Below are 24,962 nucleotides of genomic sequence, written 5' to 3' on the forward strand. Positions count from 1 at the left end.
GAAGTTCTAACTACCTAAAAGAATTTTTCAATATGTGTGGAATTGTAGCATACGTGGGACAGCAAGAAGCGCTGCCCATTATTATCAAAGGCCTTCGCAGATTAGAGTATAGAGGATATGACTCAGCGGGAGTGGCGCTCTTAGATGCCATAGGCTTGAGTATTTACAAGAAAAAGGGCAAAGTTTCTGAATTAGAAAAGCACTTACAGTCTAATGGTGAAATTCGCTCCAAAATCGGAATCGGACATACCCGATGGGCGACACATGGAGAGCCGAATGATACGAATGCGCATCCACATTATTCTTCCTCAGAAAAGCTCGCAATGATTCACAATGGGATCATTGAAAACTATGAGGTATTGAAAAAGGACTTGATCCAAAAAGGGTATCAATTCCAATCCGAAACAGACACGGAAGTTTTTATAAAGTTCATCGAGGATATTCAGCTGCATAACCAATGTTCCCTGGAGGAGGCACTTCGACTTGCTCTTCACAAAGTGGTTGGAGCGTATGCGATTGTTTTGATCAACAAGGAAGAGCCGGACACCCTAATTGCTGCCAGAAAAGGATCTCCCTTAGTCATTGGGGTGGGTGAAGATGAATATTTCTTGGCATCCGATGCAACTCCGATCATTGAATATACCAACAAAGTGGTCTATCTTGATGACTATGAAATTGCTGTAATTCGGAACAACCGCCTCCAAGTCAAAACTATTGAAAACGTCGAAACCAATCCCTACATCAACCAGCTGGAAATGGAACTGGAAGCGATTGAAAAGGGTGGCTTTGAGCATTTCATGCTTAAAGAGATTTACGAACAGCCCAAATCAATTGCGGATTGCCTGAGAGGAAGACTGGATGCTAAATCGGGTCGTTTGGTTTTGGGTGGACTTCGGGATTACATGAATAAATTCCAAAATGCAGAACGGATTATCATTACTGCCTGTGGAACTTCTTGGCATGCCGGGTTGGTCGCTGAATACTTATTTGAGGAGTTTGCCCGAGTTCCTGTGGAAGTGGAATATGCATCAGAATTTCGCTATCGAAACCCGGTCATTAATGACAAGGATTTTGTGATTGCAATCTCTCAATCCGGAGAAACTGCTGACACGCTCGCTGCAATTGAATTGGCCAAATCCAAAGGTGCAACGATCTTTGGGGTTTGTAATGTCGTGGGTTCCTCCATTCCGAGAATGACCCATGCCGGCTCCTATACCCATGCTGGACCTGAAATCGGCGTGGCTTCGACCAAAGCATTCACCGCCCAAATCTCCGTTTTGGCAATGATGGCCTTGAAACTTGGTTATCAGCGAGGTACCCTTCCAGAAAGCAGATACATTCAGCTTCTTCATGAGCTAGAGGCAATTCCATCTAAGGTTGAAAAGGCGCTCAAAAGCAATGAGGTAATCCAATACATAGCTGGAGAATACAAAGAGGTTAGAAATGCACTTTACCTGGGAAGAGGATATAATTTTCCGGTAGCGTTGGAAGGGGCTTTAAAGCTGAAAGAAATTTCTTACATCCATGCCGAAGGCTATCCTGCCGCAGAGATGAAACATGGACCGATTGCACTCATTGACGAAGAAATGCCGGTAATTTTTATTGCCACACAGGATAGTTCTTATGAAAAAGTGGTCAGCAATATTCAAGAAGTAAAAGCAAGAAAGGGAAAAGTAATTGCAGTAGTAACTGAAGGAGATACGCAAGTCAGAAGAATGGCTGATCATGTAATTGAAATTCCAGAAACGCATGAAGCTTTTGCTCCCTTGGTGGCCGTAGTACCTTTGCAATTACTCTCCTATCACATTGCCGTGATGCGGGGATGTAATGTGGACCAACCCAGAAACTTGGCAAAATCAGTAACGGTGGAATAATCCTTAATTAAGGCCTCAGATCGAGGCCTTAATTTTTTTCACTACAAGCGCCAACTGTAAATGCAGTCACCCCTGCATTTTGAGCATAACAATCATTGGAATAGGTCTTCCCGTCACAGCCACATACCGGAGCGTAGATTTCATAGCAGGCGGCTGTTTGATTAATTTTAGATTCATCAATGCAGTCGTGAAGATTTTGCTCTTCGGCACATTGGATCCAAAGCAAGGAAGCCAAACCAAGCAGGATAATTTTAAAGATTTTCATTTTCTTTCGCCTTTGATGTATAAACGGTAAAATAACCCAAAACGCTACCAATCAGGTACGTTTTAGGAATTTGATTTTAATTCTCAGGCCATAGCTGAGCAGTGTTTACCGCTGCAAATTAATCCTTACTTTTGCAAAGCGAACGAAAACATCATGCTGGACAAATTACAAGCACTTAAAGATCGATTTGAAGAAGTAGGACAGTTGATTATTCTACCGGAGTCCATGTCAGACATGAGTAAATATGCCAAACTGACCAAAGAATATAAAGACCTGGAGAAGGTGGTTGAAGCCTACGATGAATATAAGCTCATCCTTGAAAATATTGATAGCTCTAAGCAAATCTTAGACAAAGAGAAAGACCCTGATTTTCGGGAAATGGCCAAGGCTGAACTTGATGAATTGCGGGAGCGAAAGACTCGGTTGGAGGAAGAGCTCAAGCAGCTTCTCATCCCCAAAGACCCCAATGATTCCAAGGACTGTATTTTAGAAATCCGGGGTGGGACTGGAGGCGATGAAGCGGCTATTTTTGCCGGAGATTTATTCCGGATGTATGAGCGATTTTGCGAGATGAAGGGATGGAAGTTAACCGTACTTGATTTGACCTTTGGATCTGCTGGAGGCTATAAGGAAATCATTGCGACGGTATCGGGAGCGGATGTGTATGGTATGCTCAAATACGAATCCGGAGTTCATCGGGTACAACGTGTGCCCGCTACAGAATCTCAGGGCCGCGTACATACTTCAGCGGCTTCGGTAGCGGTTTTGCCGGAAATGGACGAAGTAGAGGTACACCTTGACATGAACGATATCCGAAAGGATACCTATTGCTCTTCAGGTCCCGGAGGCCAATCGGTTAATACGACCTATTCGGCAGTACGACTAACTCACAATCCTACCGGTTTGGTTGTGACCTGTCAGGACGAAAAGTCTCAAATCAAAAACTTTGAAAAGGCGCTTAAGGTGCTTCGTTCCCGACTGTATGAAATCGAGCTGGCCAAGCACAATGAAACCGTAGGAGCTCAGCGAAAATCAATGGTCGGAAGTGGTGATCGATCAGATAAAATCCGAACCTACAATTATCCCCAATCTAGGGTCACTGATCATCGGATCAATAAAACGGTTTATAATTTGCCAGATGTGATGGAAGGAAACATCGAGGAATTCATTTCTGCGCTCCGGTTTGCAGAAAATCTTGAAAAAATGAATACTTCGGGCTTAGAGGAGTAAAAAAACGCGTGAATAAATTTTTCGGCATCATTGGTGTTTGTAAATGAAGCCTTGTATCTTGAATAATTAACCATCAACCCTTTATGATCATTGCCGGAGAACGATCCATTAGTCTTGTCACTTGGAATGAAGCCCACTTTCATCAGCTTTATCCCCTTGCCAACAATCCCAAAATTGCGATGAATCTCAGGGACAGTTATCCTCAGCCCTATACCATTCATGACGCCAGACATTGGATAGAGCATAATCAAAAGTTTAATCCCCCTCAAAATTTTGCCATCGAATTCGAAGGGAAACTAGCCGGAGCAATAGGATCCGAACGGGGGAAAGATGAACTGCGAACCAATATGGAAATTGGTTTTTGGGTAGGGGAATCCTATTGGGGAAAAGGAATCGCCACCGAGGCAGTCAAACTGTTTACCAGTTATTTATTTGAAAAATTTGACGTGCAACGGGTTTTTGCTCAGATATATGACTTTAACGTTGAATCGATGAATGTTTTGGAAAAAGCAGGGTATATCCCCGAAGCTATTTTGAAAAAAGCTTTTATCAAAAGAGGCGTGATCGGTGACCTTTTCCAGTATGTGAAAATTCGGGACGAAGAATAACGCTCACCCTATTCCACCACTATTTTTTTGACCACTACCCCCGACCGGCCTTTTAATCGGACGAGTAGCACACCTTTTGGCAAATCCTGAAAAATAACTAGGGTTTGACCACTTAAAATTGGTGTGGAAACGATGGATTGACCCAATTGATTGATGACTTCTGCTGAATTCCATTGAGAAAGATTTTCGGACTCAAGAAAAATTTGACCCGAACTTGGATTGGGATAAACCAAAAGAGAAAGCTTTCTATCAGGTTCTAAGGAAGTGATAAAACTTACCGTCACGGGCAAATGACTTGATTCACTAAATCCACAGGAGTTTTGGGCTCTGACGCTGAGGGTAAACTCTCCCTCATTTTGCCAAATTACCCGGATGGATGCAGTGCCCTGTCCTTCCAGGATTGAAGCTCCTTCCCCTTCGATCGTCCACTGATAGCTAAGGTCGCCGACGGGAAGAATTTCATAAACTTTTTCTCCTGGTGCAGTGATTCCTTCACCAGTGATAGGGCCAGGAGTTTCTGCTTGGGCTTTGACCAGAATCGGTTTTGATACAGCTGTTCCTTTCCCACAGGAATTATTCGGAACAACTGAAATGGAATGATCTCCTGCTTCCTCCCAAATCACCAAAACCGAAGCCGTTCCTTGACCATTGAGGATTTCACCGCCGCTGACTGTCCAATTGTAGTCCACGCCGGATTGATTGTTGACCGAGTAGGAATATTCCTGCTCTATACAAACCGATCCCTCTCCCTCTATTGGTTCCGAAACTGTAGGAATATCATTGACAATTACTTCCAGGTAGGAAGTTTCTCCTGCACCGCAGAAATTTTGTCGGCTAACAAAAACTCCATTCCTGCCGGGAAAAGTCCATACTATTTCCACTTCATTACTACCCTGTCCGGCTATAATTTCTCCCCCGTCCACTCTCCAAAAGATTTGAGAACCTTCAAGGATATCGTCAGTAATGGAATACCGTTCTGCGCGTAGGCATGAGGTCTCCGGTCCTGAGATAGGACTTAGGTTTCCAGTGGGAGGCACGCAGGAATAGCTTAAGATTGTCCCGTCATCTCCCACTGCGTAGGCAATAAGTGGATTTCCAGCACTGATTCCAGTTAAATCGCGACTGGTCCCAGAGGGAATGACCACCCACGTTTCTCCTCCATCGCCGGTTTGCATGGTCAGCCCATTTTTTCCAGAGATAAACCCGACCTCACTTCCAAAAAAATCTACATCCAACAGGTCTTCATCGGTTTGAATTTCAATTTGTCGCCAAGTAAGAGCCTTGTCAGTAGTTTTGAAAATGCTTCCATTTTCTCCGACGACAACAGCAGTCGTTTCGTCTAGCTTAGCAAGGCCATGGAAGTTATTATCCGTCAAGGATGGAAGGGTTGTCCAGACCGCACCACCGTTGGAATAGGAAATCTGCCCGTTTTCGCCCACCGCAATTCCAAATTGAAAATCAAAAAACATGATTTCTTTGAGGTCATTCTGGGTATCCGATTGAATTTCAGTATTCCAAGCTCCTCCAGAATTAAATGAGGAAGTCACTCTACCCTCATTTCCAGAGGCATAAATTACAGAGGTGGCGAAAAGATAAAACCCGTTGATCGACTGTGGGAAAGGAGGTGTCAGGTCTATCCAAGCCGAACCGGCATTGGAGGTGCGCAGGAGTTTTCCGCTTGAAGTGGTCAAAAAGCCATAACTGTTATTCCAAAAGTTCATTCCGACCACATCCGAATTTTCCGGCAAAGGTCGGCTGATGATACTTTGGCCGGCATTGGAAGTAACATAGAATGCGCCATTTTCTCCTCCAATAAACCCGTATCGATCGGTTTTAAAATCTGCAGCTTTAAAATTATTCCGAACTCCAGCCATTCGCTGTGTAAATGTGGATCCGGCATTGGTAGAGGAAATCAGATAACCATCCTGACCGACAGCATATAATGTATTCGTGTGGGGGACGAAATCTAGATCATAGACGTTTCGAGTATTGGTCGCCCCGAGGTTGGCTTTGGCAAAACTACCCCCTGAATTAATGGATCGAAGTGCAGTGGCATTTTCTCCTACCACGCTGAGGATTTTGCTATCGAGTGGGCTGATTTCGATTTTTTTCAAATTGCTGTTTACCCCAGAAACCAGGGCAGTCCAAGTTTGGCCTGCATCTTCTGTTTTTAGGATCGTTCCTGCATCTCCTACTACATAGCCAACCAAAGCAGAGGAAAATGCCACTCCATGGAAATCGGTAGTTTGGCCAAGTTCCAATTTTTCCCAAGCATTTCCCCCGTTTTGAGAACGAAGCAAAGTACCGGAATCCCCTGCCAAATACAGGGTATCTGGGTTCCATTTAAAAAAACCATTGAGGGACAGAGTTTGTCCAGAAGCGACCGTAGTCCAGGATTCTCCTTGGTCCGTACTTTTGAATATATTTCCACCCTCTCCTACGATTATCCATTCTAGTTCGGAAACTTGGCTTATCTGTTTTAGGTTCACCTCTGTTTCCAAGGTAATTTCTTTCCAGGTTTGTCCAGAATCTGTCGTTTTGAGCAGAAGGCCATTTTCACCGACAGCCAACCCAAGCATTTCATCATCAAAGGCAATAGACAAAACTCTTCCTTCAAACCGGTAAGGTAATTCTTGCCAACTTTGGGCTCTATTATGAGTTCGAATGAGTAAATTTTCACCTCCAGAGAAAGCGACGGAATCATTGACCCAAAAGATGGTCTCTAAATCCAATCCCCAGCCCTGAAGTCTAGTCCAGGTTTGCGCCAGACTATCTGCCAAAGATATCAGGCACATTAGGGGAATAAGGAAGAAAAGTTTTTTCATCGCCAATCTCAAGATCAAAACAAAAATAAGTTATTTACGCACTTCTCAAAGCTCTTGGCAGGTTTGAATTATCCAAGATCAATAAATTCTATTAAACAATTCTACTATGGATGGAAGTTTTTAGATTTATTGGAATAAACGCTACTTACTATGAAATTTACATTTCCTGCCATTTTAGTATTCCTATTTATGTCCTCTTGCGGCTCTGGAGAGCGGGTTTCTAAGGAAGTTTTTGAAGAGGTAAATGAGTCGATGGAGGTCAAAAAATTAAATGAGGCAGAAATCTTTGAAGCGGCAATGGTTTGGGGCGACTCCATCAGCACAGAGGCGCAACAGCAACTCCTCGGACAACTCCAAGAAGCAATTGCGGAAAAAGGCGTTCCTGGGGCGATTGAGTTTTGTAATGTCCAGGCTTTGCCCATTTTGGATCAGGTGAGTAAAAAGTATGAGGTAGAAATTAGGCGTGTGTCTAATCGATATAGAAATCCAGTCGATCAACCTTCAGAAATGGAAGAGCGAATTTTGGAAACGTATGAATATAATGTAGAAAATGGGCTAGAGTCTACACCCAACTTGCAGAAAATCGATGAGGGGAAAGCCTATTTATATTCCAAAGCGATCGTGATCCCTGGGGGTCTTTGTCTGAATTGCCATGGTGACCCACAAAAAGATATCAGTGCCCAAACTCTAGAAAAGATTAATGCGCTGTATCCCCAAGACAAAGCTACCGGACATAAAGTGGGAGATTTAAGGGGAATGTGGTCGATTAAAATTCAAAAACGTGAAGTCGTTAAACGGATGTAATTTTTAAAAGGAAATCAAGCTATCAATTGGGACCGATGATTGTTTTCATCTGTTTATCATTGATTTTCAGGGGTCAGATGGAATCTTCGCATTTATTATGATCATCCCTCTGTGTGTCGCTTTAGTCATGCTCGATTTCATCTGTTTATAATTGTTTTTTAGCGGTCATATGGAATCTCGCAATTCTAATCATCCCGGTGTGTGACGGGTACGTCATGCTCGATTTCATCTGTTTATAATTTGTTTTTGAACGGTCAGATGGAATACCCTGGATAATCATTCTCCTGTGTGTCGACTATTCGACATGGGTATTTCATCTGTTTATCATTGATTTTCAGAGGTCATATGGAATCTCGCGGTTCTAATCATCCCGGTGTGTGACCGGTATGTCATGCTCGATTTCATCGGTTTATTTTTACCCTTAAAAAAGTGGAAAATTCGTTTTTATCGCATCAATGCTAACCTTTTATTTTGCATATTCTAATTTTAAACGTTAAGAATTCTTTATAAATGTCATAAAACAGTCAGGATTTAAATGAATTCAGTAAGAAAATGTTGGGGCTAAAGTTGAACTTTATTGTACAATTTTCATTAACCCAAAATTTCATTATATGAAGAAATTTAACTCTGTTAAGCTTTTTTATTTAAGCTTATTGTTGGTTCTGGGCCTAACGTCCTCAGCCATAGCACAGACCCGGGAGGTGTCTGGAACAGTTTTGTCAGGAGAGGATAATCTCCCCTTGCCGGGAGTTTCTGTCCTAGTCAAGGGTACTTCGTCTGGTACGGTTACCGACATAGATGGTAAATATACCGTGTCAGTTAGCAGTGATGATGCGGTTTTGGTCTTTTCATTTATTGGATTTACTACTGTGGAGATTCCGGTAGGAAATCAAAGTGACATTGAAATCACCCTTAACCCCGATACACAGTCATTGGAGGAAGTGATCATTGTAGGATATGGCGAGCAAAAAAAGGAGACCATCACGGGCTCTGTGGCCAGCGTTAAAGGGGGTGAGTTGGCCAAATCTCCTACGCTTAATCTGACCAATTCCCTAGCCGGAAGAATGGCCGGTGTGGTCGCTGTCAATAGAAGTGGGGAGCCAGGGTACGATGGATCTGGCATCCGTATTCGAGGCTCCAATACCCTAGGAAACAATGATGCTTTGATCGTCATAGATGGGATTCCTGCACGATCCGGAGGGCTAGACCGGATTAATCCAAATGATATTGAGAGTATTTCAGTCTTAAAAGATGCTTCAGCAGCTATTTACGGAGCACGTGCGGCCAATGGAGTTATTTTGGTGACAACCAAAAGAGGTCTCGATGGAAAGCCAGAATTGACCTTCCAGGTCAATCAGGGTTTTGCTCAACCCACGGTAATTCCTGAATTAGCGAATGCGGCTCAATATGCCGAGATGCTCAATGACTTGGATATTTACGGATTGCCGGTAAGTGAGTGGGATGCGGCTAATCAAGCCTATCAAACGTCAGGGGAATATACCCGTCCAAATGGTCAGGTAAGAAATGCGCCCTATACTCCTGAAGATTTGGAATTGTATAGAAACGGAAGCGACCCTTGGGGTCACCCTAATACTGACTGGTATAGGGAAACACTCAAAACCTGGTCTCCTCAATCCCGCTACAATCTCCAACTTGTGGGTGGAAGTGAAAATGTAAAATACCTGACATCATTGGGCTACCAAAATCAGGATGCTTACTATAAAAACTCCGCGACTGGATATAAGCAATATGATTTCCGAGTCAACCTGGATGCAAAAATCAACGAGTACATCAATGTCACCCTGGGTGTACTTGGAAGAGAGGAGTTTAGATTTTTCCCTACTCGTGGGGCAGGTTCTATATTCCGAATGCAAATGCGAGGAAAGCCCAATCAACCGGCTTATTGGCCAAATGGCCTACCGGGTCCAGATATCGAAAATGGAGAAAACCCAGTGGTCATCACCACCAACCAGACCGGATACGATCACGATACGCGAGATTACTTCCAATCCAATGGTTCGATTGTATTTAAAATCCCAGGAGTTGAAGGCCTAAAAATCACCGGAACGGCCGCTGTGGATAAAACCATGCGGAATTTAAAAAGATGGGAGATTCCGTGGACTCTTTATGAAATGGGAAGTGGATTTGAAGAGGATGGCGTAACCCCAGTATTGGTACCCAGTAAGCGAGGACCAGCCGAACCCAGACTTCGTCAGGAAAATATCAATCAATTAAACATTCTGGTCGGTACTACCGCTACCTACGATAAAGTAATTGCAGAAAAGCATTCGATCAACCTTTTGGCAGGATTCAATAAAGAAACGGTGGAGGGGAATAATTTCAATGCTTTTAGAAGGTACTTTATTTCCACCGCGATTGATCAGATGTTTGCAGGTGGTGACTTGGAGAAAAACAACGGTGGGGGTGCATTTGAGCAGGCACGAATGAATTATTTTGGACGTGCGGCTTATAATTACAATGAAAAATACTTGGCCGAGTTCCTATGGAGATATGATGGTTCCTATATCTTCCCTAAAGAAACGCGATTTGGCTTTTTTCCTGGGATCATGCTGGGTTGGGTAGTTTCGGAAGAAAATTTCTGGAAAACCGCCATTGGGGAGAAATTTGACTTCTTCAAAATCCGGGGTTCTTGGGGACAAATGGGTAATGACCAAGTAGGAGCATATCAGTTTCTTTCCACCTATGGATTTAACTCCTATATCATAGGAGGTGTTGAAACCAAAACCCTGTTCGAAACTCGAGTACCCAACCGTGGCATTACTTGGGAAATTGCGAATAACTCTAATCTAGGATTTGAAGGACAATTGCTTCAGGGTAAAGTTTTCTTTGAATTTGACCTGTTCTATAATAAGCGAACCAATATTCTTTGGCAAAAAAATGCTTCAATTCCGCAGAGTACCGGGATCAATTTACCACAGGAAAATATCGGAGAGGTGGAGAACAAAGGGTTTGATCTGAACATGGGTACTCGCGGGAATTTTGGAGAATTCCAATACTCATTCAGCATCAACGGGGGTTATGCCAAAAACAAAATTCTGTTTTGGGATGAAGCTCCCGGAGCTCCTGAATGGCAACAATCTACCGGTAAGCCGATGAATACCTTTTTGGTCTACCAATACGATGGCGTCTTTAGAAGTCAAGAAGAAATCGACTCCGAAACGTTGGACTACACAGCGCTGACCAATAATCTACGGCCTGGCGATATGAGATATGTGGATTACGATGGAGATGGCAAAATCACTCCAGATGATCGTGTTCGGATGGACAATAACGATATTCCGCTTTTCCAAGGGGGAGCCAATATCAACGCCAGCTGGAAGAATCTGGATATTGCCATTCTTTTTCAGGGAGCACTCGGAGCAAGACAGTATGTGAGTGCAGGGGAATCCGGAAATATCGGAAACTTCCTTTTGGATATTTATGAAAACCGCTGGACCATTGATAATCCAAGCAGCGTGCATCCAAGAATCGCAAACCGAAGCGACCAGTATTATTCCAATGGAAACACCTATTGGTTTAGAAGCACAGATTACCTGAGACTGAAAAATGTCGAAATCGGCTATAATCTACCCCAGGCAATGGCCGATCGAATTGGGGTAGGCAATCTGAGGGTATACCTAAACGGTCTCAATCTACTGACTTGGGACAAGTTAAAAGTGTATGATCCGGAATCTAACAATTCCACCGGTCAGTACTATCCACAAGCTAGAATTATTAGCACCGGTCTTTCTGTCACTTTCTAATCTAAGCGAATCATGAAACTAATTAATAAAACGTTCCTATTTATATTCATTGCAGGGCTGATTTCGGTTTCTTGTAATCATGACTTTCTGGATACGCGGCCTCTTGGTGAGGTGTCCGAATCTTCCGTTTGGGCTGATCCAGCTCTTGCGGATGCCTTTGTAACGGGCATTTACCAGGGATTTGGAAATGGAGGCTTTGACGAGCAAATGCTCGCTTCGCTCACTGATGAAGCAATCTTTACCCATCCTGGAAGAGGAATCAACACCATTACTGAATCCCGATCCAATCCTGCAGATATCGGTTGGGTAAACAATACCATTTGGTGGGGAAATATGTATAGCCGAATCAGGGCTGCCAATATTGCCATCTCCAAATTAAGCGAACCGGAATTTACCGATCAGGATGCGGCAGATCGATTAATGGGTGAAGCCAAATTTCTTCGTGCCTACTATTACCATCAGCTGATGCGTTATTATGGGGGTGTGCCCATTGTGGATCGACCCTACGAACTAGGCGAGGAAACCTATTCCGCTCCCCGAAATACCTTTGAGGAAGTGGTGGATTTTATTGTTTCTGACTTGGATGAATCAGCCACCTTGCTAGCCGGTAGAGCGATGGCCAATGGGCGTGCTTCCCAGGCTGCTGCTTTGGCCTTGAAGTCACGGGTCTTGCTCTATGCGGCCAGTGATTTGCATGATGCCCCTACCGCACAGGCAAAATCGCCGGATATGGCCGCTTATGGCAATATTGAATTGTTGGCTTACACCTCCGGAAGTCGGGCAGAGCGCTGGCAACGGGCACAGGCAGCTGCTAAAGCGGTATTGGACTTGACTACAGGTAATGGAATGGGCTTAACTGAACCCGTTTCTCATGAAGAAGGAATTCAAAATTACATGAACAATTCTTTGGCTAGAAATGGAGGAGAAAGTGAGATCATTTTGGGTCGCTATTTTATCAATGCCAAACAGGAAAATGGCGGTCGTCAGGGTCTTTTCAACGGTCCAAATGGCTATAACAACTGGGCAGGAAATACCCCCGTTCAGCTTTTGGTGGATGACTATGAAATGATGGATGGAACCGAGTTTTCATGGGAAGATGAAGAACATTCCAGCAATCCGTACGAAAATCGTGACCCCAGATTCTATGCATCCATCTTATACGATGGGGCACAGTGGAAACCCCGCTCTTCTGCCAATCAGCCTAGGGATCCACTTGGTCAGATTCAAACAGGAACTTACGAGGTGACCAATTCCTCTGGAGAGGTTGAAACTCATTTTGGATTGGACACCAGAAATTCACCGATCGAAGACTGGAATGGAAGTTATACCGGATATTACATCCGCAAGTTTATCGATCCGGATCCGGCCATTGTGGATCAAAACACTTGGCAGGAGGTCCCCTGGCCGATTTTAAGATATACCGAGGCGGTATTGAATTATGTGGAGGCTTCGATCGAATTGGGACAGGAAGAGGAGGCCCGCAACTGGCTAAACCAGATTCGATTCAGAGTAGGCATGCCTGCAATCACAGATTCTGGGGATGCACTGCGAGATCGGTATCGCAATGAGAGGCGAGTAGAAATGGCCTATGAAGAACAGCGTTATCATGATGTGAGGCGATGGATGATCGCTCCGGAGACACTAGGAAGACAGGCTAATGGAATTAACATTACGGGGACACTGAAGCCCGGAAAAAGCGTTTCTGTTTATCGCTATGATCCGGAATCCTATGACTATGTCTATGAGGTCATTGATATGGATCCAGGAAAAGAAAACCGAACTTGGTTGGATAAGATGTATTACTTACCCATTCATCGGGATGAAATCAACAGAAATGAAAACCTGATCCAAAACCCGGGCTATTAATCGAATAAATTCTGTTTAAATTAGACTCAGCCATTTCACAGTGAAGTGGCTGAGTTTCTTAATTTCCAAATGCGTAGAATTACCTTCTCTTTTTATTTTGCCTTGATTTTGCTTTTAATTTCCTGCCAAAAGAATGCTTCGGAAATAAAAAGCAGCCCAGAAGCTAGCCCAAAACCCCTTTTTGAGCTTCTCGAGCCAGGCGTTTCTGGAGTGAACTTTACTAATCGAATTGAAGAATCTTTGAATCTCAATGTACTCATGTATGAATACCTCTATAATGGGGCAGGGGTAGCTGTAGGAGATCTTAATGGGGACGGCTTGGACGATCTTTATTTTTCCGCCAATGTCAGTGGACCAAAACTATACCTCAATCAGGGAAATTTGATTTTTAAAGACATCACGGAAACGGCAAAAGTTCAAGGAATCCCGGGCCCATGGAATACTGGGGTGGTTTTTGCAGATGTCAATGGGGATGGTTTATTAGATATTTACCAGTGTCGATCGGGGGCACTGCCTCCGGGAAAGCGAAAAAATCTACTTTTCATCAATCAAGGTTCCGATGAAACCGGCACTCCAATATTTGAAGAAAAAGGAGCTGAATTTGGAATAGACTCCAGCTCTCCCAGTACTTCGGCAAGCTTTTTTGATTTTGATCGGGATGGAGATTTGGATCTTTTTTTACTAAATCATAACACACGTTCCATCCAAAATCAGGACGTTTCACGGACGATGAAGCTTTTAAAAGAAAAGAATGAAGCGGGATCGCAGCTTTTCGAAAACCGAAATGGAGTTTTTGTTGAAATCACAACAGAGGCAGGGATTTCCAGTTCTGTTTTTTCCTACGGTTTGGGCATTTCAACAGCCGATATCAATAAGGATGGGTGGCCTGATATTTACATCGGAAATGATTATGCCATGCCTGATTACCTTTACATCAACCAAAAGGACGGCACCTTCAACGATGAGCTGAGCGAAAGACTCGGGCACATTTCCAACTTTTCCATGGGCAATGACATCGCCGATATCAACAACGACGGACTGCCGGATATTTTTACACTAGACATGCTGCCAGAGGATAATTATCGCCAAAAACTTCTGTTGGCTCCTGACAACTACGAGGTCTTTCAGCTAAACCTTGATAAAGGCTGGCATCATCAGTACATGAGAAATATGTTACATGTCAACGATGGCACGGGGAAATTTCAAGAAGTTGGTCAATTTTCTGGTCTTTCCAATACTGATTGGAGCTGGGCAGCGTTATTTGCTGATTTTGACAATGATGGTTGGAAGGACCTCTTTGTCAGCAATGGGTATTTGAGGGACTATAATAACCAGGATTTTTTGATGTACATGGAAAATTACGTGCAGACATCCGGAGGGAAACTCAAACGCGAAGATTTACTGGACCTGGTGAAAACCATGCCCTCGACTGGACTTTCCAATTACATCTTTCAAAATCAACAAGATCTGCAATTTGAAAATAAAACCGGGGAGTGGGGATTCGATATTCCACTCACCAGCAATGGAGCTGCGTATTCGGACCTAGACAATGACGGAGACCTAGACTTGATCGTAAATAACATTAATTCCCCAGCTTCTATTTTTGAAAATAAGAGCAATGAGCTCCAAGCCCAAAACTATCTCAAAATCAAACTGCTTGGAGAGAATAAAAATACCTTTGCCCTAGGCACTCAAGTTAGCGCCTATTCAGGTCATGAGGTCCAGTATCTGGAGCAAAATCCTTACAGGGGTTTTCAGTCCTCTGTTAGTCCTGTTTTACATTTGGGTTTGGGCGAGGAGAGTTCCATTGACTCGCTGGTGATATCCTGGCCTGAGGGTAGCGTTAAAATTCTTCGATCAGTTTCTGCCAATCAGACCTTAGAAATCGATCCAACTACCGGAGAAGAGTATAAAAGGGAATCCCCTAAAAAACGATCGATTTTATCCAAGCAATTTGAGGTTCACCTCAAAAAGGGAATTCAGTCTAATGATTTTAAAAGACAGCCGATGCTTTTGCATCCCATTTCCAATCAGCAGCAAGCTTGGACGATGGCTGATTTTGACCAAGACGGTCATCCCGATTTATTCGTCGGAGGAGAACGAGGCGTTTCAGGGGGGATTATCTATCACCTGACCAGTTTCCAGTCCAAAGCCCTCGATTCTGCTTCCTTTGAGAGAGAATCCCCTGCCGAAGATAGCCATGCAGTGGCTTTTGATGCCAATGGAGATGGAAAAACGGATCTTTTGGTAGCCGGTGGTGGTCTGCACCAATTTCAATCCGGGGCTAAGGAGTGGGAACCTCGACTTTACCTCAATGAAGGAAACAGGCGATTTATGCGAGTTGAAAATGCATTCCAAGGATTTTCCTGTCCAGTGAGTACCATTCTCACTTATGATTTTAATGGTGATGGAGCTGAGGATGTCCTTTTGGCTTCGCGGGTCACGCCGGACCAATATCCTTTATCCTCTGGAGCCCAGATTTGGATCAATGACCGTGCAGGGAAGTTTACCGAAGAAACCCAAAAGTATGCTCCCGAATTATTCGAGTTGGGAATGATTACCGATGCAAAGTTTGTGGATTTGGACCAGAATGGCTCCGATGAATTAATTCTTGTCGGGGAGGCAATGCCCATTTCTATTTTTGAAAATCAGGGTAAACTCTGGGAAGAAGCTACTGAGCGGTACTTTGAAACTCCACTAATTGGTTTTTGGAATCATATCCAATCTGCAGACTGGGATCAAAACGGAAACATGGAATTGATTGTCGGAAATCTTGGGAGAAATACCCAACTCCGAGCTTCAAATGAAAATCCTATGGAGTTGATTTTCAAGGATTTCGATGAAAATGGATCGATGGATGCGGTATATGGGTTTCCGGTTCAGGGAGAAATTTATCCTTTGGTCAGCCGAGGTGAATTACTGAGTCAAATGCCGCTGTTGAAAAAACGCTACTTGGATTTCAAAAGTTATGCTTCCCTAAAATTTGAAGATCTCTTTTCCCAATCCGAGCGATCAGATGCGGAAATAATCCAAATCAACGAACTGGAAACCGTTTATCTGAGAATCAACAGTTTAGGAAAATTTGAAAAAAAACCATTACCCCAAGAGGTACAGTTCAGTCCTGTCTTTGCCTCTCATGCCATGGATTTGAATGATGATGGAAATCTTGACCTGATTCTCGGAGGAAATATGGATTTTGGTAAAATTAGTCTCGGAAAATATGATGCTTCCAGAGGATTGATTTTGCTTGGTGATGGAACAGGAAAGTTTCAAGCACTTAGTCCAGAACAATCGGGAATCTCTGTGCTAGGAGATACTCGTGGAATTACCAAAACCGAGGATTATCTGATCTGGATCGAAAAAAGCAAAGCCGTTCATTTTTATAAGCAAAATCTAACACCCAACTGATAAACTCAAATGATTAAAAAGACTGTATTTCTTTTATTCTTTACGCTTGCCGCTAGGTATTGGGAGGATTCCAATTTTGAGCCCTATACTCAACAAATTCCAGGAACCGAGGTGCAATTTGATTTGGTTCCTATTCCAGAGGGAAGTTTTCTTATGGGTTCGGATGAAAGTCCATTTGAAGACGAGAAGCCAACCCATGCGGTAAAAATCGACGCATTTTGGATGGGTACCCATGAAATCACCTGGGATATTTTTGAGCTTTTCCTAGACAAAAATTATGAACTTGCCCTTACCGAAGAACCGATTAGTGAATTGGTGGATGGCTTAACCCGGCCCAGTATTCCCTATTTGGATATGACTTTTGGAATGGGAAAGGAAGCAAAACCTGCTGTGGGCATGACCCAATACGGAGCGATTCAATTTTGCCATTGGTTGTATTTGAAAACAGGGATTTTTTACCGGCTCCCTACCGAAGCCGAATGGGAATATGCCGCTAAAGCAGGATCTGAGACCCAATATTTTTATGGAGATGATCCGGAGCTTCTGGGTGAATATGCTTGGACGGCAGAAAACTCACCGGAATCCACTCAAAAAGTGGGACAGAAAAAACCCAATCCTTGGGGGCTTTATGACATTTACGGGAATGTCATGGAATGGACATCGGATCAATATGATCCAAATTTTTACCAAAACTCTCCCAAAGAAAATCCAGCAAATCCTGCCGAGAAACTTTATCCCCGTGTGATACGGGGAGGGAGTTTTAAACATAATTCCGAAGAAATCAGCTCCACTAAACGGTACGTCAGTGATCCAAAATGGAAGCAAATTGATCCTCAGATTCCCAAAAGTCAATGGTGGTTTCCTGAGGCGCCTTTTTTGGGTTTGCGGGTAGTCAGACCGCTCATCCCTCCAAGTCCAGAAGAAATTCAAGCCTATTATACTCAGGCACCTATATCCGATTATTAACCTAAAATAACCTTGCCATGAAAAATCAAAACACCAGAAGAGATTTTATTAAAACATCTGCTTTGGTCACAGGAGGTGTTCTCGCCTCTCCATTTGTCCTTCCAGGGGCGTATGCTGCTACTGAAAACCACCTCAAACTTGCCGTTATTGGTTGTGGAGGAAGAGGTACCGGTGCGGTATTCCAAGCTTTGGAAACCGGTCATCCCATCAAGCTGGTGGCCATGGCGGATGCATTCCGTGATCGGTTGGACACTAGTCTAAAGCCGATGTTGGACAAGTATGGCACAGAAAAAATCGATGTTCCCGAAGAGCGAAAATTTGTGGGGTTCGATGCTTACAAACATGCGATTGCGGAAGCTGATGTCGTAATTTTGGCTTCTCCTCCAGGATTTAGACCTTCCCATTTTGAAGAGGCTGTGAAGCAGGGGAAGCAGATTTTTATGGAAAAACCCGTGGCGACTGATGCCGCAGGGATACGAAAAGTATTGGCCTCAGCTGAAGAAGCTAAAGCGAAAAAACTCAATGTGGTCGTAGGCTTGCAGCGCCACTATCAAAACAATTACCGGGAAACCATCAAGCGGATTCATGATGGTGCCGTAGGAGATATTGTAGGGGGTCAGGTCTATTGGAATGACGGAGGTGTATGGGTACGTGAACGGCAACCGGGACAAAGCGAAATGGAATATCAAATGCGAAATTGGTATTATTTCAATTGGCTCTGCGGAGATCATATTACCGAGCAGCACGTACACAATATTGACATTGCCAACTGGGTCAAGCAGTCCTATCCAGTCAAAGCAGAAGGCACCGGAGGTCGTGCGGTTCGTACAGGAAAAGATCATGGAGAAATCTTTGATCACCATGTGCTTACCTTTACTTATGAAGACGGGTCAGTGATTCACAGTGAGTGTCGGCATTTCCCTGGAGCTGCCAACCGGGTAGATGAATCTTTCCAAGGAACCAAAGGGAAAGTTTATCTCAGTGCCGGAAACCATGGGGTCTTGACAGATTGGAAGGGAAATTCAATTTATACCCATGATCGAGAAAACAATCCAAACCCCTATCAGCAAGAGCATGATGAGCTTTGGGCAGCAATCGTCAAGGGGGAATACAAATTTGCCGACGCTGAAAATGCCGCCAAAAGTACAATGACCTCCATCATGGGTAGATATGCTACTTACTCTGGTAAGGTGATGACTTGGGATGAAGCGTTGAATGGAACGGTGGATTTATTCCCAGAGGAACTTTCCTGGGATGCGCTGCCAAAAATCCTTCCCGGAGATGATGGCTATTATCCACATGCAGTACCTGGTAAAACCAAAGTGATTTAAGCCATGGAAAGACGAGGATTTATCAAAAAATTGGGCTTGGGAAGTACAGTTTTAAGCCTTTCTGGAGGCTTAAGTATGGGTGCCTTGGCTAAAAATCAGAAAGCCGCCACGTTCAACATGGATTTTGCGCCGCATTTTGGAATGTTTCGAAATTCTGCCCCGGGAGGAATTGAGGATGAATTACGATTCATGGCCGATCAGGGTTTTCGCTCGCTGGAAGATAATGGTCTTCTCGGTAGGTCGGTGGCGGATCAGGAAATGATCGGAAAATTACTTTCTGAGTTAAACATGCGCATGGGGGTTTTTGTCATTGACGGTGGAGATAACTGGAAGGTATCCTTGGCTACTGGAAAGCAAGAGTTTTTGGATACCTTTTTGGCAACTTGTCGAAAATCCGTTGAAGTTGCCAAGCGGGTCAATGCCAAATGGATGACGGTTGTGCCCGGATATTTTGAGCGAAATCTTCCTCTTGGTATTCAAACCGCCAATGTTGTGGAGGCGCTCAAAAGAGGCTCTGAAATCCTTGAGCCCCATGGGTTGACGATGGTATTGGAGCCTCTGAGTGATAATCCTGACCTCTTCCTTCGTCATGCAGATCAAACATTTATGATCTGTAAAGCGGTGGATAGTCCAGCATGTAAGATTCTATACGATGTTTATCATATGCAGCGAAACGAAGGCAACCTCATTGCCACGATGGAGAAAACCTGGGATGAGATTGCTTACATCCAAATTGGAGATAATCCGGGCCGAAAGGAACCAGGTACTGGAGAAATTCATTATGGAAATGTCTTTAAGTATATTCATGAAAAGGGGTTTGATGGAATCCTTGGGATGGAGCATGGCAATGCCTTTCCTGGAAAAGAAGGGGAAGAAGCCTTGATTGAAGCGTATCGAAAAGTGGATATTTCCTAAAAAAATTACTATGTTGAAAAAAAGTATCGGAGCGCTGTTGATTTCAACAGCGCTTTTTTCCTGCCAACCCAATTCAAAAGAAGTAGTTGTAAAAGAACCAAACGGCTGGGAAATTATGGATACTCCCGTAAAATCATCTTTACGGGGGCTCTCTGTGGTAACCGAAGATATCATTTGGGCAAGCGGGAGTGGAGGAGTTTGGCTTAAGTCCCTGGATGGTGGACAAACTTGGACTCACGGAATCATCGGCTCGTTGGATAGCGTGGATTTTAGATCCATTTACGCCTTTAATGCTGAAAAGGCGATTGCAGTTGCTGCCGGTCAGCCCGCCGTTATTTATAAAACTGAAGATGGAGGAGAAACATGGTCGAAAAAACACCAAGAACCGGAAGATGCATTTCTGGATGGAGTTAGTTTTGCTGATTTTAATCGAGGATATGTCTTTGGAGATCCGGTTGAAGGAAGGTGGACCATTTTGGAAACCAAAGATCAGGGAGAGTCTTGGAACTTGATTGACTCGCTTCCTTTAGCTGAATCGGGGGAAGCGGGTTTTGCTGCTAGTGCATCTTCACTTTTAGCACGAGGAGATGAGCTTTGGCTGGGAAGCGGAGGAACAGTGTCCAACCTTTATTATTCTCCCAATCGTGGAGGAACCTGGGAAAAGTATAAAAGCAATCTATCACAAGGGAATGCCTCGCAGGGGATTTTTTCATTGACCCAAGCTGGAAATGGCGAAATTATCGCAGTTGGAGGGGATTATTCCCAAGAGGATGAAATCAAGGGTAATGCTGGATTATTTTTGATACCGGATCAGAAGTGGATTCAACCCTCCACCCCACCGGCTGGATACCGATCAGGAATTGCGTATTTTCCGCATTTTCATTGGGTCATTGCCACCGGACCATCGGGGAGTGATTTCTCTTCAGATGGAGGAAAAAATTGGACATCGTTTAGCTCAGAAGGTTTTCACGCAGTAAGCCGTGCGCATGCCGGCGGAGCAATTTGGGCCTCAGGTGCGGGAGGAAAAATCGGACGATTAACCTATTGAGAAAAAACCTGGGTATTCTTTGCAAGAGGCCGTTAAAGACGATTTAAAATTTGAATTTTGGAAAAGAATCCACCCTTTTCAGCGTGCAGAAAGGCCTGAAGTATTATATTTAGGGACAAGTTTTTAAACTGCCCAGTTCAATCCTTCGAATAACTTAACACCATGTTTGAAATTATTCCGTCTATTTGGCTCATCAATGGAAAATGCGTTCGCCTGAAAAGAGGTGATTTTACGACCGAAGAAGTGATTTCCAACAATCCCCTGTCTATTGCTCAGGAGTTTGAATCCATCGGTCTAAAACGACTCCATTTGGTAGATTTGGATGGGGCTCGAAGAGGAGAGCCTAAAAATTATCATATTCTAGAAGCTATTGCCGGCTATACCGATTTATTGATTGATTTCACCGGGGGCATCACCACGGATGGAGACGTGATCAAATGTTTTGAGTTTGGTGCAAAAACGGTTACTATATCTTCGGCAGCGGCCAACCATCCAGAGCGATTCGGGCAATTTATCCTTTCCTACGGAAGGGAAAAAATTAACTTGGCTGCTGATAGTAATCCAGTAGATAATAAAATTAAAATCCGCGGTTGGTTAAAGAAAACCAGCATTGATTTATATGATCATATTGAGTTCTTCTACGAGAGAGGACTAAAATACCTCAAATGCTCTGATGTTAGTCGTGATGGAGTGATGGAAGGGCCTAATTTAGAACTTTATAAAAAGATCATTGCTCGCTTCCCAAATATTCATGTAGCAGCTAGTGGAGGGGTGCGTGGAATTGATGATTTTAAAGCCCTCAAAGATATCGGGGTCAAAGCTTCCGTTTTTGGGAGGGCATACTACGAAGGAAAAATCACCTTGAAAGATCTTGAAAAATTCATATCGGAATCCTAAAAAAAAGAGACTCAAACGAGTCTCTTTTTTAGCTATTAAGAAAACACAAATTAGTCTGCTTTGAATTTGTCCACCACATAAAGAAAAATATTAAATGATAGCGTGGACGAAACAGGTTCCGGAGTTTTTTTTCCTTCTTCGCCAAGTATTAGTTCTCTTCGGATGGGAGTATTTTGAGTAGGAAGATTTTTTGTTTTTTGGGTAACCACCACTTTGGGAATGATAACTTCTTGAGAAGTAGCATGATCCTCTACAATCGGCCGATCCAAAGGTTTTAAAGGCTCCATTTCTACCTTCTCTTGTTCAGTTTGAGCAGAAGACTCTTTGGCAAATACACAAATTCCCAGCAAAATCGTTGCGAGTAAACTCACTTTTTTGAAAGGAAATATTGTAAAATTGAACATAATTAATATTAGATTACTAATGATTAACTTACAGGTTTGATAAAAGGTTTCTAAAAATAAGAAAAATTTCTTCTATGCAAACGATTGACTTCGAAGAATTCGCCAAAATTGATATCCGAGTAGGCACCATAGTACAAGTTGAAAATTTCGAAAAAGCACGAAAACCAGCGTATAAAATTTGGGTGGACTTTGGTCCGGAGCTAGGGGTGAAAAAATCCTCCGCTCAAATAACGGCCCTTTATTCAAAGGAAAGTTTGATTGGTCGTCAAGTTATCGCGGTGGTTAACTTTAAACCACGACAGATTGCTGATTTTATGTCAGAAGTCTTGATCACAGGGTTTTCGGATCTGGATGGAAATATTGTGCTGAGTAGTACGGAACGCCCCGTTTCCAACGGGTCAAAACTTCATTAAATTCACTGATCAATTTTGTAGCTAAGCTTCCTCTTTGAGCAGTTCTAAAAGCTCCTCCAGATAGCCCCTGTCATTGGACAATCTCGGGACTTTGTGCTGCCCTCCCAATTTTCCCTTTTTGCCCAGCCAATTCTCAAAAAGACCCGGTGAGGCAAAGTGAACCACAGGGGGCTTTAATGCCAAATCTTTGTATCGCTTCGCATCGTAATCCGAGTTGATTTGCCGTAACTGATTATCTAGTAGCTGAATGAATTCCGTTTTGTTTTTAGGTGCTTTTTTGAATTCGATGATCCACTCATGTGCGCCTTTATTTTCCTCGGAACTAAAATAAATTGGGGCTGCCGTAAAATTCAAAATGGTTGACTCGGTTTTTTCAGCCGCAAAGGAGATGGCATTTTCTGCATTTTCTACGATCACTTCTTCTCCGAAGGCATTGATAAAATGCTTGGTTCTTCCTGAGATCTTGAATCGAAAGGGTTGGGTAGAGGTAAACCGAATCGTGTCTCCAATTTTGTACCGCCATAATCCTCCATTGGTTGAAATCACTACGGCATAATTTTTTCCTATTTCAACTTCTTGTAGGGGTATGATATGGGGGTTTTCTTGGCCCCATTCGTCCATGGGAATAAATTCATAAAAAATCCCATAGTCCAATAATAGGAGCATTTCCTCTGAATTGGGCTGATCTTGAATCCCAAAAAATCCTTCAGAAGCATTGTAAGTCTCCATGTAGCGCATTTTTTCCGATGGAATCAATTCCTTAAAAAGACTGCGATAGGGACCAAATGCTACCGCACCATGGAAAAACACCTCCAGGTTTGGCCAGACTTCGAGAATATGAGTAGCTTTTTTGAGCTCTAAAATCCTTCGAAGCAAAACCACTGTCCAGGTAGGAACCCCTGCAATACTCACCACATTTTCATTCATGGTTTCCCTGGCCATTTTTTCTATTTTAGCCTCCCATTCACTCATCAGCGCTGTTTCCAGGTTTGGTGTACGAACCAGTTGTGCCCAGATGGGTAAGTTTTTCATAATTACCGCAGAGATATCGCCTGCTTTGGCTGTGCCCTGAGGATTCAATGGGTTTTTTTCAAGCGTACCTCCAATGGTCAGATTCTTTCCCGAAAAAAGCTTCGAATTGGGATAGTTTGACAAATAAAGCGAAAGCATATCTTTGCCGCCTTTATAGTGGCATTCCTCTAAACTTTCGTCTGTGACCGGAATATATTTGCTGCGGCTAGAGGTCGTGCCCGAGGATTTGGAAAACCATTCGATTTTTGAATTCCAAATTACCCCTTGCTTGCCTTCCATTGTCCGGTCGATGTAGGGTTTAAAACTATCGTAATCAAAAAGGGGAACGCGAAGAGCAAAATCCTGATAATTTTTGATTTCGGAGAAATGATATTTCCTGCCAAATTCAGTTTTACGTCCCGCATCGAGAAGTTCAAATAAAACCGTCTTTTGGGTTTGGATCGGATTTTTCTTAAAGTTTTCGATTTGTCCGAGTCGTGTTTTAAAAACCCAAGACATGAAGCTGTTCAATACTTCCATTAGTTAAAAATTTTTCGCTTTAGCTCAAACTGACTTCCCAAATATACTTTTCTGACCTGTTCGTCAGCGGCGAGCTCTTCAGCAGTTCCGGCCTTCAATAGTTTTCCTTCAAACATCAAATAAGCCCGATCAGTGATTGAAAGCGTTTCGTTGACATTATGATCGGTAATCAAAATACCAATATTCTTGGTTTTAAGCTTGGCTACAATGGTTTGGATTTCTTCAACAGCAATGGGGTCTACTCCAGCAAAAGGCTCATCTAGCAATACAAATTTAGGATCCACGGCTAAGGCACGTGCAATTTCAGTTCTTCTCCGCTCCCCTCCCGAAAGCACCATTCCGAGGTTTTTTCTAACATGGGTGAGACTAAACTCCTCCAATAGACTTTCCACTTTTTCTTTTTGCGCTTGCTTGGAAAGCTTGGTCATCTCCAAAACTGCCATGATATTTTCTTCTACGCTTAATTTCCTGAAGACCGAGGCTTCCTGGGCAAGGTAACCGATGCCCAGTTTGGCCCGCTTATACATGGGGAGTTCCGTGATATTTTCCTCTTCTAAAAAGATATTTCCTTCATTGGGCTTTACCAAACCCACGATCATATAAAACGAGGTGGTTTTTCCTGCTCCATTTGGCCCCAATAATCCCACAATTTCGCCTTGCTTGACTTCCACGGATATGTCATTGACGACCCGTCGACCTTTATATATTTTAATTAAATGCTCAGCTCGAAGTTTCATATTCGTGCATTTTTATTTAGGGTAGAACTGATTGACTTGGCCAGTTGCTCAATCAA

18 protein-coding genes are annotated in these 24,962 nt (G+C 43.3%); 13 read left to right on the plus strand and 5 right to left on the minus strand.

Annotated features, from left to right (window positions below; translation table 11 throughout):
• Window positions 1-32 precede the first annotated feature (32 nt).
• Entirely contained in the window at window positions 33-1,874 is a 1,842-nt protein-coding gene (gene glmS, locus Q0L00_RS08505; protein ID WP_297336451.1) for a glutamine--fructose-6-phosphate transaminase (isomerizing), read from the plus strand.
• Between the two features lie 28 nt (window positions 1,875-1,902).
• Here the strand turns inward: glmS and Q0L00_RS08510 are convergent, their stop codons facing one another.
• Window positions 1,903-2,139: a Kazal-type serine protease inhibitor family protein gene (locus tag Q0L00_RS08510; protein ID WP_297336452.1), complete on the minus strand. Its 237-nt coding sequence runs from the start codon at window positions 2,137-2,139 to the stop codon at window positions 1,903-1,905.
• Window positions 2,140-2,292: 153 nt separating this feature from the next.
• Between Q0L00_RS08510 and prfA the strand changes: the two genes are divergently transcribed.
• Together prfA and Q0L00_RS08520 are read left to right on the plus strand one after the other, a co-directional pair.
• Window positions 2,293-3,369 carry a peptide chain release factor 1 gene (prfA, locus tag Q0L00_RS08515; protein WP_297336453.1) on the plus strand — a complete coding sequence of 359 codons (1,077 nt, stop codon included), beginning with the start codon at window positions 2,293-2,295 and terminating at the stop codon, window positions 3,367-3,369.
• An 83-nt stretch (window positions 3,370-3,452) separates the two neighbouring features.
• On the plus strand, window positions 3,453-3,977 hold the full coding sequence (locus Q0L00_RS08520; protein WP_297336454.1) for a GNAT family N-acetyltransferase: 525 nt from the start codon (window positions 3,453-3,455) through the stop codon (window positions 3,975-3,977).
• 8 nt (window positions 3,978-3,985) lie between these two features.
• On the opposite strand, the gene Q0L00_RS08525 is transcribed toward Q0L00_RS08520, so the two are convergent.
• Window positions 3,986-6,802 carry a YCF48-related protein gene (locus Q0L00_RS08525; RefSeq protein ID WP_297336455.1) on the minus strand — a complete coding sequence of 939 codons (2,817 nt, stop codon included), beginning with the start codon at window positions 6,800-6,802 and terminating at the stop codon, window positions 3,986-3,988.
• 150 nt (window positions 6,803-6,952) lie between these two features.
• Between Q0L00_RS08525 and Q0L00_RS08530 the strand changes: the two genes are divergently transcribed.
• The 9 genes from Q0L00_RS08530 (at window position 6,953) to Q0L00_RS08570 (ending at window position 21,801) form a co-directional block, all read left to right on the plus strand.
• Window positions 6,953-7,606 carry a DUF3365 domain-containing protein gene (locus tag Q0L00_RS08530; protein ID WP_297336456.1) on the plus strand — a complete coding sequence of 218 codons (654 nt, stop codon included), beginning with the start codon at window positions 6,953-6,955 and terminating at the stop codon, window positions 7,604-7,606.
• A 611-nt stretch (window positions 7,607-8,217) separates the two neighbouring features.
• Window positions 8,218-11,370 (plus strand): TonB-dependent receptor, encoded by a 3,153-nt coding sequence (locus Q0L00_RS08535; protein WP_297336457.1) that lies wholly within the window; start codon window positions 8,218-8,220, stop codon window positions 11,368-11,370.
• 12 nt (window positions 11,371-11,382) lie between these two features.
• Complete coding sequence (locus tag Q0L00_RS08540; RefSeq protein ID WP_297336458.1) at window positions 11,383-13,236, plus strand: RagB/SusD family nutrient uptake outer membrane protein; 1,854 nt, start codon at window positions 11,383-11,385, stop codon at window positions 13,234-13,236.
• Between the two features lie 69 nt (window positions 13,237-13,305).
• Window positions 13,306-16,644, plus strand: coding sequence for a VCBS repeat-containing protein (locus Q0L00_RS08545; protein WP_297336459.1), 3,339 nt, complete (start codon window positions 13,306-13,308; stop codon window positions 16,642-16,644).
• Window positions 16,645-16,653: 9 nt separating this feature from the next.
• Window positions 16,654-17,610 carry an SUMF1/EgtB/PvdO family nonheme iron enzyme gene (locus tag Q0L00_RS08550; RefSeq protein WP_297336460.1) on the plus strand — a complete coding sequence of 319 codons (957 nt, stop codon included), beginning with the start codon at window positions 16,654-16,656 and terminating at the stop codon, window positions 17,608-17,610.
• Between the two features lie 17 nt (window positions 17,611-17,627).
• Window positions 17,628-18,941, plus strand: coding sequence for a Gfo/Idh/MocA family oxidoreductase (locus Q0L00_RS08555; protein ID WP_297336461.1), 1,314 nt, complete (start codon window positions 17,628-17,630; stop codon window positions 18,939-18,941).
• A 3-nt stretch (window positions 18,942-18,944) separates the two neighbouring features.
• Window positions 18,945-19,856, plus strand: a complete 912-nt coding sequence (locus Q0L00_RS08560; RefSeq protein WP_297336462.1) for a TIM barrel protein — start codon at window positions 18,945-18,947, stop codon at window positions 19,854-19,856.
• Between the two features lie 10 nt (window positions 19,857-19,866).
• Window positions 19,867-20,904, plus strand: coding sequence for a YCF48-related protein (locus Q0L00_RS08565; RefSeq protein ID WP_297336463.1), 1,038 nt, complete (start codon window positions 19,867-19,869; stop codon window positions 20,902-20,904).
• A 162-nt stretch (window positions 20,905-21,066) separates the two neighbouring features.
• Complete coding sequence (locus tag Q0L00_RS08570; protein WP_297336464.1) at window positions 21,067-21,801, plus strand: 1-(5-phosphoribosyl)-5-[(5-phosphoribosylamino)methylideneamino] imidazole-4-carboxamide isomerase; 735 nt, start codon at window positions 21,067-21,069, stop codon at window positions 21,799-21,801.
• A 50-nt stretch (window positions 21,802-21,851) separates the two neighbouring features.
• Here Q0L00_RS08570 and Q0L00_RS08575 read toward each other — a convergent pair whose 3' ends face one another.
• Entirely contained in the window at window positions 21,852-22,172 is a 321-nt protein-coding gene (locus Q0L00_RS08575; protein WP_297336465.1) for a hypothetical protein, read from the minus strand.
• A gap of 107 nt (window positions 22,173-22,279) precedes the next feature.
• Between Q0L00_RS08575 and Q0L00_RS08580 the strand changes: the two genes are divergently transcribed.
• Entirely contained in the window at window positions 22,280-22,618 is a 339-nt protein-coding gene (locus Q0L00_RS08580) for a tRNA-binding protein (RefSeq protein WP_297336466.1), read from the plus strand.
• Between the two features lie 21 nt (window positions 22,619-22,639).
• Here Q0L00_RS08580 and Q0L00_RS08585 read toward each other — a convergent pair whose 3' ends face one another.
• Both Q0L00_RS08585 and lptB read right to left on the minus strand, forming a co-directional pair.
• Window positions 22,640-24,169, minus strand: a complete 1,530-nt coding sequence (locus Q0L00_RS08585) for a GH3 auxin-responsive promoter family protein (protein WP_297336467.1) — start codon at window positions 24,167-24,169, stop codon at window positions 22,640-22,642.
• A complete protein-coding gene (gene lptB, locus Q0L00_RS08590; RefSeq protein WP_297336468.1) occupies window positions 24,169-24,906 on the minus strand; it encodes an LPS export ABC transporter ATP-binding protein in 738 nt (245 codons plus the stop codon). Before lptB ends, Q0L00_RS08585 begins: the two co-directional genes overlap by 1 nt.
• Between the last annotated feature and the right edge of the window lie 56 nt (window positions 24,907-24,962).

Origin of the sequence: Algoriphagus sp., assembly GCF_024305035.1 — a bacterium.
In the GTDB taxonomy this organism is placed as follows: domain Bacteria; phylum Bacteroidota; class Bacteroidia; order Cytophagales; family Cyclobacteriaceae; genus Algoriphagus.